At 54.0% G+C, this 11,449-nt stretch carries 7 protein-coding genes; 1 reads left to right on the top strand and 6 read right to left on the bottom strand.

Annotated elements, in window-relative coordinates:
• Nucleotides 1-74: 74 nt before the first annotated feature.
• From queE to rlmD, 6 genes are all read right to left on the bottom strand, one after another.
• On the bottom strand, nucleotides 75-746 hold the full coding sequence (gene queE, locus PSSD_RS24195; RefSeq protein WP_058973991.1) for a 7-carboxy-7-deazaguanine synthase QueE: 672 nt from the start codon (nucleotides 744-746) through the stop codon (nucleotides 75-77).
• Nucleotides 747-894: 148 nt separating this feature from the next.
• Nucleotides 895-2,190, bottom strand: coding sequence for a phosphopyruvate hydratase (gene eno / locus PSSD_RS24190; RefSeq protein WP_034823037.1), 1,296 nt, complete (start codon nucleotides 2,188-2,190; stop codon nucleotides 895-897).
• A 77-nt stretch (nucleotides 2,191-2,267) separates the two neighbouring features.
• Nucleotides 2,268-3,905 carry a glutamine hydrolyzing CTP synthase gene (gene pyrG / locus PSSD_RS24185; RefSeq protein WP_039330729.1) on the bottom strand — a complete coding sequence of 546 codons (1,638 nt, stop codon included), beginning with the start codon at nucleotides 3,903-3,905 and terminating at the stop codon, nucleotides 2,268-2,270.
• Between the two features lie 234 nt (nucleotides 3,906-4,139).
• Nucleotides 4,140-4,946: a nucleoside triphosphate pyrophosphohydrolase gene (mazG, locus tag PSSD_RS24180; RefSeq protein ID WP_058973990.1), complete on the bottom strand. Its 807-nt coding sequence runs from the start codon at nucleotides 4,944-4,946 to the stop codon at nucleotides 4,140-4,142.
• A 105-nt stretch (nucleotides 4,947-5,051) separates the two neighbouring features.
• On the bottom strand, nucleotides 5,052-7,283 hold the full coding sequence (gene relA, locus PSSD_RS24175; RefSeq protein WP_039330725.1) for a GTP diphosphokinase: 2,232 nt from the start codon (nucleotides 7,281-7,283) through the stop codon (nucleotides 5,052-5,054).
• A 32-nt stretch (nucleotides 7,284-7,315) separates the two neighbouring features.
• A complete protein-coding gene (rlmD, locus tag PSSD_RS24170) occupies nucleotides 7,316-8,632 on the bottom strand; it encodes a 23S rRNA (uracil(1939)-C(5))-methyltransferase RlmD (protein WP_058973989.1) in 1,317 nt (438 codons plus the stop codon).
• A 91-nt stretch (nucleotides 8,633-8,723) separates the two neighbouring features.
• On the opposite strand from rlmD, the gene barA reads away from it, so the two are divergent.
• Nucleotides 8,724-11,449: two-component sensor histidine kinase BarA (gene barA / locus PSSD_RS24165; protein ID WP_058973988.1), on the top strand; the 2,726-nt coding region annotated here is incomplete at its 3' end.

Below are 11,449 nucleotides of genomic sequence, written 5' to 3'. Positions count from 1 at the left end.
AAAAGTGTTACCTATGTGCCCGGTCTGATCTGTTACCCATGTGCCCGGTTGTACCTTGATGCGCACCTGATTTATCAGGCGATATTCAAATACTTGTGTGTCTGCATTGAAAGGCGCCAGTTGCGGGCAATACAGGTCTCAATGCACAGTTTGGTCGCCGCATCACCACGGCTGATCGGTTGCAGTGCAACAATGCGTTTTTTATTGTCGTGCAGACCGGCCAGCAACGCATCTAACGCTTCCACATCACGCTCACGCGCCACCGGATGTTTAATTTCATCGGCTCGTTGCAACGCCTGCGGCAACACATCATAACCGCCACGCATATTCACCTTGGGTGAAACCGTCACCCAAGTGGCTTCTGAGCACTGCACTTCATGGGTGCCACTGGTTTCAATCTGGCAGTCAAAGCCTGCGGCTTCCAGCGCTTCTGTTAACGGGCGCAAATCGAAAATCGCCGGTTCGCCGCCGGTGATCACCACATGGCGCGCGGTCCAACCCTGGCGCTGAATGGTCTCAATCAGCATCGCCGCATCGGCGCTGCCCCAGGCGTCGCTCTCCACGGTTTTCACCAGAATATCGCCCAGCGATGTCTCCCGATCGGCCAGCTTTTCCCAGGTATGTTTGGTATCACACCAGCTACAGCCCACCGGACATCCTTGCAAGCGGATGAACAGCGCCGGAACACCGGTGTAAAAACCTTCACCCTGCAGGGTCTGGAACATTTCGTTAATCGGGTAGAACATTTTTTACTCACGTCTAAAATTCGAGGCGCAGATTATGGCAGATTTTCGCCGTCGGTTCACAGCTGCTTCGCAGCAAAAAGCAAAAGCCCCGCACGAGGCGGGGCTTTATTAGCGATGATGCAGCCGGTCAGGCCACATCAGCAGACCATTACTGGCCTTTAACTTCTTTCAGACCGTTGAACGGGGCTTTGTCGCCCAGCGCTTCTTCGATACGAATCAGCTGGTTGTACTTAGCAACACGGTCAGAACGGCTCATAGAACCGGTTTTGATCTGGCCTGCAGCAGTACCGACCGCCAGGTCAGCGATGGTAGCATCTTCAGTTTCACCTGAACGGTGTGAAATCACCGCGGTGTAGCCTGCGTCTTTCGCCATCTTGATTGCAGCCAGAGTTTCGGTCAGAGAACCGATCTGGTTGAATTTGATCAGGATGGAGTTAGCGATGCCTTTATCGATACCTTCTTTCAGGATCTTGGTGTTGGTCACGAACAGGTCGTCACCAACCAGCTGGATTTTGTCGCCCAGAACTTTAGTCTGGTAAGCGAAGCCCGCCCAGTCAGACTCATCCAGACCGTCTTCGATAGACACGATTGGGTACTGTTTAGTCAGGTCTTCCAGGAAGTGCGTGAACTCTTCTGAGGTGAAGGCTTTGTTACCTTCGCCAGCCAGCACATATTTGCCGTCTTTGTAGAATTCAGATGCTGCACAGTCCATCGCCAGGGTGATGTCTTTGCCCAGCTCGTAACCGGCTGCTTTTACCGCTTCAGCGATAACAGCCAGAGCTTCAGCGTTTGAACCCAGGTTTGGCGCGTAGCCACCTTCGTCACCAACCGCAGTGCTCATGCCTTTGGCTTTCAGTACTTTTGCCAGGTTGTGGAAAACTTCAGAACCCATACGGATGGCTTCTTTCACGTTTTTCGCGCCAACTGGCTGAATCATGAATTCCTGGATGTCGACGTTGTTGTCGGCGTGCTCACCACCGTTGATGATGTTCATCATTGGCAGAGGCATAGAGAATTTGCCTGGGGTGCCGTTCAGTTCAGCGATGTGCGCATACAGTGGCAGGCCTTTAGAAGCCGCAGCCGCTTTAGCCGCAGCCAGAGAAACAGCCAGAATGGCGTTAGCGCCGAAGTTGGATTTGTTCTCAGTACCGTCCAGCTCGATCATGATCTTATCGATGTTCGCCTGGTCTTTGGCATCTTTACCGGTTACCGCAGCAGCGATAGGACCGTTAACAGCTGCAACCGCTTTGGTTACACCTTTGCCCAGGAAACGAGATTTGTCACCGTCACGCAGCTCCAGTGCTTCGCGAGAACCGGTTGAAGCACCTGATGGCGCAGCAGCCAGACCAACGAAACCGCCTTCCAGATGCACTTCTGCTTCTACAGTCGGGTTGCCACGGGAGTCGATGATTTCGCGACCGATGACTTTTACGATTTTGGACATTCGATTTTCCTCAGTACAAGTTAGTCAATCCTAAGACAAACAACGCGCGAAAAGTTCGCGCGCTGTTCGTTAAACTCTTACTTCGCTAACCGCTTCTGGTGCTCCTGCGCGGCTTTAACAAAGCCAGCGAACAGCGGATGACCATCACGCGGGGTCGACGTAAATTCCGGGTGGAACTGACAGGCTACGAACCACGGATGATTCGGGAGTTCAATGATCTCCACCAGCTGGTCATCACCGGAACGGCCCGCAATATGCAGACCCGCCGCTTCAATCGGCTTCAACAGCAGATTGTTCACTTCATAACGATGGCGGTGACGTTCAGTAATCACGTCAGAACCGTACAGCTGGCGCACTTTGCTTCCTGACGTCAGTTGGCACTGCTGGCTACCCAGACGCATGGTGCCGCCCAGATCGCTCTGCTCACTACGCTGCTCAACGTTACCTTCTTCATCACGCCATTCGGTGATCAGCGCAACCACCGGGTACTTACAGTCTGGCACAAATTCAGTTGAGTTGGCGCCTTCCATCCCGGCCACATTGCGTGCGAACTCCATCAGCGCAATCTGCATACCCAGGCAGATGCCCAGATAAGGGATGTTGTTCTCACGGGCGTACTGCGCAGTGAGCATTTTGCCTTCCACACCACGGTAGCCGAAGCCGCCAGGGATCAGGATAGCATCGAGATCTTTCAGAATTTCGACACCGCGTGATTCCACATCCTGCGAGTCGATCAGCTTGATGTTCACGGTCACACGATTTTTCAATCCACCGTGCTTCAGCGCTTCAATCACTGATTTGTACGCATCGGGCAGTTCGACATATTTGCCGACCATACCGATGGTGACTTCGCCGCCCGGATTGGCTTCTTCGTAAATAACCTGTTCCCATTCGGCCAGGTTCGCTTCCGGTGCGCTCAGGTTGAAACGCTTGCAGATATAGTCATCCAGACCCTGCGATTTCAGCAGGCCAGGGATTTTGTAGATAGAATCCACATCTTTCAGGGAAATAACCGCTTTTTCCGGAACGTTACAGAACAGCGCGATTTTAGCGCGTTCATTAGCCGGCACTGCGCGGTCTGAACGGCAGATCAGCACGTCTGGCTGAATACCGATCGACAGCAGCTCTTTCACTGAATGCTGGGTTGGCTTGGTTTTCACTTCGCCTGCAGCCGCCATATACGGCACCAGCGTCAGGTGCATATACATGGTGTGTTCACGGCCCACATCAACCGCCATCTGACGAATGGCTTCGAGGAACGGCAGTGACTCGATATCACCGACAGTACCGCCAATTTCAACCAGAACCACATCGTGGCCTTCGCCACCTTCAATGATGCGTTCTTTGATCGCATTGGTGATATGCGGAATGACCTGAATCGTGGCACCCAGATAGTCACCGCGACGCTCTTTGCGCAGTACTTCTGAGTAAATACGACCGGTCGTAAAGTTGTTACGGCGAGACATTTTGGTGCGAATGAAACGCTCGTAGTGACCTAAATCCAGATCGGTTTCGGCCCCATCATCGGTGACGAACACTTCACCGTGCTGTGTCGGGCTCATGGTACCCGGATCGACGTTGATGTACGGATCGAGTTTCATGATGGTCACATTCAGACCACGTGCTTCAAGGATGGCTGCGAGGGAGGCTGCGGCAATGCCTTTGCCCAGAGAGGAAACAACCCCGCCGGTCACAAAAATATAATTCGTTGTCATGCTGAACCTGAGAGTTTAGGTTTAAAGACGATGGAATAACCAAGACGGGAAAATAGTATACCCGAAGTCGTCCTAAGCCACAATTGATCAATCACACCATCCCCACGCATTGCAGCCGACAACATAGCGGATAGAGGCGGGTGAAATGTTGACGTACGTCACAAAGTTGCCGCAAGGCTGAATCGAGTAAGCTTAAGCGGCTAAATTATGCTCAAAGGAGGAATAATCGGCAATTTATGGAATAATCGCTGAGTCTTTGTTCTCACAGGCTTTCACCTGTTGCCAGGCCTCTTCCATCTGCTCCAGCGTGGCGTCGTTCATTGCCAGCCCCTGTTCCGTGATAATGCTTTCAACCTGGCGGAAGCGACGTTCAAATTTGTCGTTGGCTTTCTGCAACGCCGTTTCTGCTTTGCTACCTAAATGGCGTGAAAGATTCACCGTCGCGAACAGCAGATCGCCAATCTCCTCTTCCAGTTTGTCACTGTCGATGACCGCCTGCTGCGCTTCGTGCATCACCTCATCGATCTCTTCATACACTTTGTCGAGTACCGGACCCAGCGTGTTCCAGTCAAAACCCACCGTGCTGCAGCGCTTCTGAATTTTGTGCGCGCGCATCAGGGCAGGCAGTGCTTTGGGGATATCATCCAGCGCCGAATGCTGCGATTTTTCAGCTCGCTCTTGATGCTTAATCGCTTCCCAGTTTTTGAGTACATCCTGAGTGGTGTCTGCCTGCAGATTGGCGAAGATATGCGGATGACGGCGCTCCAGCTTGTCGCTGATGGCATTGCAGATGTCATTAAAGTTGAAACGCTGCTGTTCATCCGCCATTTGTGCGTAGAACACCACCTGGAACAGCAGATCGCCTAATTCACCGCGCAGATCGTCAAAATCCTCGCGCTGGATGGCGTCGATCACTTCGTAGGTTTCTTCCAGCGTGTAAGGGGCAATGGAAGCGAACGTCTGTTGACGATCCCAAGGGCAACCACGCTCCGGGTCGCGCAGGGTTTGCATGATAGTGAGCAAGCGGTTGAGGGCTGTCATGAGGGAGATCCTTAGCGGTTAAAAATGGAAAAGGTCGCCATAAATGGCGACCCTACGACGCACCGAATGAATGTAGGGTCGGCATTTATGCCGACCTGGCAAACATCAGTTCAAGCGGCGCGCGTCAATAATATCCGGCACCTGATTGAGGCGAGCCAGCACGCGGCCCAGCACCTGCTGGTTGTAAATCTCGATATCCATATCAATGGTAGCGAGCTGTTTTTTGGTGTCGCTGCGGCTGGAAACACCCAGTACGTTCACTTTTTCATTCGCCAGAATGGTGGTGATATCACGCAGTAAACCGCTGCGATCGTTGGCCGTAACGCGCACCACCAGCGAATAGCCGCTGGAATAATCCTCACCCCATACCGCATCAACAATACGTTCAGGGGCGTGTGAGATCAGCTCATTAAGCTGATCACAATCAGCGCGGTGGATGGAGATACCACGACCTTGGGTAATAAAGCCCACGATATCGTCGCCCGGAATCGGCTGGCAGCAACGTGCGATGTGATGCAGCAGATTGCCGACACCCTCCACCACCACACGACCGCCCTCTTTGCGCGGCGCTGGCGTATAAGCTTTTTGCGTCAGCTGACGCAGCGCTTCACGGTCTTCCTCTTCAGCGCTCGGCTTATGGAGTTTGGCCTGCAGGAAATTCACCATCTGATTGAGGCGAATATCACCGCCGCCAATCATCGCCAGCAACTCGTCCTGCGAACTGACGTTGTAGCGCGGCAGTAGAATTTTTTCCGCCTCGCGGAAACTGATATCCAGCTGGCTCAATTCACTCTCAAGAATCTGACGACCTGCCAGAATGTTCTTGTCACGATCCTGCTTACGGAACCAGTTGTGAATCTTTGAACGCCCACGGCTGGTGGTGATGTAGCCGAGGTTAGGATTCAGCCAGTCACGGCTCGGGTTCGGCTGCTTCTGGGTGATGACTTCAATCTGATCGCCCATCTGCAACTGATAGGTAAAGGGCACAATGCGCCCGCTGATTTTGGCACCGATACAACGATGTCCGATATCGCTGTGAATATGGTAAGCGAAGTCCAGCGGCGTCGAACCGGATGGCAGATCCACCACATCGCCTTTAGGCGTAAACACATACACGCGATCATCAAACACCTGGCTGCGCACCTCTTCCAGCATTTCGCCAGAATCAGCCATCTCTTCTTGCCAGGTGATCAGTTTACGCAGCCAGGCAATCCGGCCTTCATGACCCGCTGCGCCACGCGCATTGGCGGCGGTTGGGCCTTCTTTGTATTTCCAGTGCGCCGCCACACCCAGCTCGGCATCTTCATGCATCTGGCGGGTACGAATCTGGATTTCCACCGTTTTGCCTTGTGGACCCAGCACCACGGTATGAATCGATTGATAGCCGTTGGGCTTGGGATTGGCGACGTAATCGTCAAACTCACTTGGCAGGTGGCGGAACAGCGTGTGCACGGTTCCTAAAGCGCCGTAACAATCCTGCAAACGTTCCGCCACGATACGCACCGCGCGAACATCAAACAGTTCATCGAACGCCAGCGACTTCTTCTGCATCTTGCGCCAGATGCTGTAGATGTGTTTCGGGCGGCCATAGACTTCAGCACGCACGCCCTCTTTCTGCATCTCTTTACGCAGATTATCGACGAAGTCATCGATATAACTTTCGCGATCAATACGACGCTCGTGCAGCAGTTTGGCAATGCGCTTGTATTCGTCAGGATGCAGGTAGCGGAAGCAGTAATCTTCCAGCTCCCATTTGAGCTGGCCGATGCCCAGACGGTTGGCCAGCGGCGCATAGATGTTGGTGCTCTCTTTCGCCGCGAGCACGCGCTCATCTTCTGGCGCATCTTTCATTTCGCGCAGATGGGCAATACGTTCGGCCAGTTTAATGACCACGCAGCGGAAGTCTTCCACCATTGCCAGCAACATACGGCGGACGTTATCCACCTGCTCTGAGGCCATGGAATCATTATGGATCGCTTTCAGCTGGCGAATGGCATCCATGTCGCGCACGCCATGAACCAACGACACAATGCCCTTACCGAAGGACTTTTCCAGTTCTTCTTCGCTCACCACATCGGCATTTGCCAGCGGGAACAGCAGCGCGGCGCGTAAGCTGTCGTTGTCCATACTGAGCATGGTGAGGATTTCCACCATCTCAATACCGCGCCACAGCAACAGAGCCTGATCTGGATGGTCGTGCGTTTCGGCTTCACAGTAGCGCCACGCATCCGCCAGTTTCTGGCAGGATTGCGGATTATTAATATTTAAACTGGCGATCCACTGGTCAAGGGCAAATTCCCCTTCCGTATTTAAATGCGCACTTCTAACCGCAACCATATCCTCTCCTGCCATAACGACGAAAACGCCGCTTATGTTTTGCTAAACAGCACCATGGATTCGAGATGGCTGGTATGTGGGAACATATCCAGCATCGCGACCCTTTCCAAATGGTAGCCCGCCGACAGTAATGCCTGACTGTCGCGCGCAAGTGTTGTGGGGTTACAGGAAACATAGACCACACGTTGCGGCGCAAGTTTAACCACATGCGACATCACACCGGCGGCGCCAGCGCGTGCTGGATCCAGTAACACCTTGTTGAAACCCTGCGCTGCCCAAGGCTGGTGGGCAACATCTTCCTCCAGGTTGTGCTGGAAAAAGCGGACATTTTTAAGATTATTCAGTTCAGCATTATACGCTGCCTGGCGGACTAATGCTGCAACACCCTCCACACCCACGGCATTTTGTACGAACTTTCCTACCGGCAATGTGAAGTTACCCATACCGCAAAACAGATCCAGCACCCGATCGTCTGGCTGCAGATCCAGCCATTCAATGGCTTTCGCCACCATCTGCTGATTCACGCCATCATTAACCTGAATAAAATCTTGCGGGCTAAAAGTCAGTTTTAAATCATAAGATTGGTAGAAAGGTGCGTATTCGCCCAGCGGCTGCAAGCTGTCACTGCCGTCGGCCAGATAACACATCAGCTTGTGCTCATGCGAAAAACGTTCCAGTTTTGCACGATCGCCAGCGGACAATGCATCAAGATGACGCAGCACCATCAGCGGCCCATTATCGGCCAGTACCAGCTCCAGGTGGCCCAAACGCCTGACCGCATTTAAGCTGCTGAGGCAGCGGTGCAAGGGTTGCAATAATGCCTCAAGCTCGGGCACCAAAACGGGGCACTGAGTTAACGCCACCAGATCATTACTCGCCGCCTGACGGAATCCCATCTGCAAACGTTGCTGTTTTGGTTGCCACTGCAACCCCAAACGCGCACGACGGCGATAGCCCCAAGGGGCACCGCTGATGATTTCATCCACACGCACCGGCAACGGCGTATCCCGGCTGAGCATGCGGCTGAGCGCGCGCGCTTTACTTTCCTCCTGCAGTTCAACCGCCGCATGTTGCTGCTGGCAGCCGCCGCACACGCCGAAATGCACACAGCGCGGTTTCTCACGCTGCGCACTTGGGTTGGTGATCTTATTAGCTTTGGCTCGCGCGTACTGACGTTTGTCCTCCAGCACCGTGACCTCAGCCTGTTCACCCGGCAGCGCGCCGCTGACAAACATCGCCTTACCTTTATGGCGCGCAACACCTTGTCCGAAAGGATCAAGGTCTTCAATGGTGACGGTAATACGCTGCTTAGTCGTCACGCGCTGTTTTGCGGAGTAAAATTGCGCCATAGTGTTGTGAATTCTCTATATTAATTGGGTGTGCCGCCGCTACCGGAACGTGCACAGGGATAAAAATGCCAGGAGTCGCCAGGCCACAATTATGACCAAATACAGCCTGCGGGCGCGAATGATGATTTTGATACTGGCGCCAACGCTGATGATTGGCCTGCTGCTCAGTACCTTCTTCGTGGTTCACCGCTATAACGAATTACAGCATCAGGTACGCGACGCGGGCTCGAACATCATCGAGCCGCTGGCGGTATCGAGCGAATATGGCATGACCTGGCACAACCGCGATGCCATTCGCGAATTGGTCAGCCTGTTGCATCGTCGTCATTCCGATATTGTCCGTGCCATTACCATTTTCGACAACAACAATCACATCTACGTCACCTCAAACAACAATCAAAATCTCGCGCTGCTGCAAAAAGAGGATATCTCGACGCTGGAGGATGGCGTCTCCGTTGAGCGTCACGGCAGTGTAATGGTGCTGCGCACGCCGATTATCTCTGAACGCTACTCCGTGGATGAACTGCCGGGCGAAGATGCCAAACCGACGGGCAATCCACTCGGCTATGTCGCCATCGAACTGGATCTGCAATCCGTGCGGCTGGAGCAGTATAAAGAGGTGTTCGTCGCCACTCTGCTGCTGCTGTTCTGTTTGTGTATCGCCATGCTGTTTGCCTATCGTCTGATGCGCGATGTCACGGGGCCGATTCGCAATATGGTCTCCACGGTTGACCGTATCCGCCGTGGTCAGCTCGACAGCCGGGTGGATGGGTACATGCTGGGGGAGCTGAGTATCCTCAAAAACGGCATCAACGCGATGGCGATGTCGCTGACCGCCTATCACGAAGAGATGCAGCAAAATATCGATCAGGCGACCTACGATTTACGCGAAACGCTGGAACAGCTGGAGATTCAAAACGTCGAGCTGGATCTGGCGAAAAAGCGCGCCCAGGAAGCGGCGCGTATCAAATCAGAATTCCTCGCCAACATGTCCCACGAGTTGCGTACGCCGCTAAATGGTGTGATTGGCTTTACGCGTCAGATGCTGAAAACTGGCCTCAGCACCAACCAGCGCGATTACATGATCACCATCGAACGTTCCGCCAACAACCTGCTGAGCATTATTAATGATGTGCTCGACTTCTCGAAGCTGGAAGCGGGCAAGCTGGTGCTGGAGTCGATCCCGTTTCCGCTGCGTGCCACGCTGGATGAAACCCTGGTGCTGTTGGCACCCTCGGCCCATGAAAAAGGTCTGGAAATCACCGTTTGCCTGGAGAAACAGGTACCAGACAATGTGATTGGTGACCCGTTACGTTTGCAGCAAATCCTGATCAATCTGCTGGGTAACGCGATCAAGTTCACCGAACGCGGCCACATCGATTTACGCGTAGAACTGCGCAGTATCAGCACCACACGCGTAGAGCTGGAACTGCAGGTTCATGACACCGGCATAGGTATCTCTGAGCAGCAGCAGTCGCAGCTATTCCAGGCGTTTCGTCAGGCGGATGCCAGTATCTCGCGCCGTCATGGCGGCACGGGTTTAGGTCTGGTGATTACGCAGAAACTGGTGAGTGAGATGGGCGGCGAGATCGCCTTCCACAGCCGGCATAATCAGGGATCGACCTTCTGGGTGCATATCCATCTCGATCTCAACCCGAATGCACCGCCGATTCCTCGTATGCTGGATGATTTGCGCCCCGTGCCGCTTGCTTACATCGAACCCCATGCTGCGGTCGCCAAAGCGGTGCAGGAGATGCTCAGCATTACGCCGTTGCAGGTGCAGCATTTCGCCACGCTGGAAGAGATGCCCGACGCAGATTTCCCGCTGCTGCTAATGGGATTACCGGTTAATGAACCCCATCCCGCGACCCTGTCTGATGCATTGATTGAGCGTCTGCGATCACGCGCCGATTCGGTGCTGCTGGCGCTGCCAAGCGAAATGATGCTGTTTGCGGACGACCTTCGTGTGCGTGGCATTGCGGGATGCATTGCTAAACCCATCTCTCTGACGCGCCTGCTGCCGATGCTGCTGGATTTGCACAGTCGAGACAGCAATGTGCCGGCGCGCAGTGCTCGCCAACCGCTGACGGTGATGGCGGTGGACGACAACCCTGCCAACCTGAAACTGATTGGCGCACTGCTGGAGGAGCAGGTGCAGCACATCATATTGTGCGACAACGCGGAACAGGCGATCCGCCAGGCGCGGTTGCACAAGCTGGATGTGATCCTGATGGATATTCAGATGCCCGATATCGATGGGATTCGTGCCAGTGAAATCATCCGTAGCCTGCCGCTGCACGCCAATACACCAATTGTGGCCGTCACCGCACATGCTTTGGATGGTGAGCGCGAACAGTTGATTGGCGCAGGCATGAACGACTATCTGGCGAAGCCCATCGATGAAAACAAGCTGAACCAACTGCTGCAACGTTATGCACCGAATAGCGTCCCGGCTCAGCCAACACAGCCGAACGTCGCACCGTCTCTCGACTGGACGCTGGCCTTGCGCCAGGCAGCCAACAAGCCGGATTTGGCGCGCGACTTACTGCAAATGCTGCTGGATTTTCTGCCCGAAGTGGAAGAACGCGTGGAGCATTTTATTGCGAGCAATGATGTGGCGGGGCTGCGCGAGATTATCCATAAGCTGCACGGCAGCGCCAGCTACAGCGGCGTGCCTCGCCTGAAACAGCTGTGCCAGCAGTTGGAGAAGAGTTTGCATCAGGAGAGTGATATCGCGGCGCTGGAGCCTGAACTGCTGGAGTTAAGTGACGAGATGGCGAACGTGGCAAGGGAAGCGCGGAAAGTGTTAGGGGCGAG

The sequence above is a fragment of the Type-D symbiont of Plautia stali genome (genome assembly GCF_001485335.1).
In the GTDB taxonomy this organism is placed as follows: Bacteria; Pseudomonadota; Gammaproteobacteria; order Enterobacterales; family Enterobacteriaceae; genus Pantoea; species Pantoea vagans_C.
The sequence above is the reverse complement of the archived record's forward strand: the minus strand, read 5'-3'. Positions and strand labels throughout refer to the sequence as shown.

Bases quoted from the DNA above. Each gene is read 5' to 3' on its own strand.
- queE (WP_058973991.1), bottom strand. From the start codon at position 746: ATGTTCTACCCGATTAACGAAATGTTCCAGACCCTGCAGGGTGAAGGT.
- eno (WP_034823037.1), bottom strand. From the start codon at position 2,190: ATGTCCAAAATCGTAAAAGTCATCGGTCGCGAAATCATCGACTCCCGT.
- pyrG (WP_039330729.1), bottom strand. From the start codon at position 3,905: ATGACAACGAATTATATTTTTGTGACCGGCGGGGTTGTTTCCTCTCTG.
- mazG (WP_058973990.1), bottom strand. From the start codon at position 4,946: ATGACAGCCCTCAACCGCTTGCTCACTATCATGCAAACCCTGCGCGAC.
- relA (WP_039330725.1), bottom strand. From the start codon at position 7,283: ATGGTTGCGGTTAGAAGTGCGCATTTAAATACGGAAGGGGAATTTGCC.
- rlmD (WP_058973989.1), bottom strand. From the start codon at position 8,632: ATGGCGCAATTTTACTCCGCAAAACAGCGCGTGACGACTAAGCAGCGT.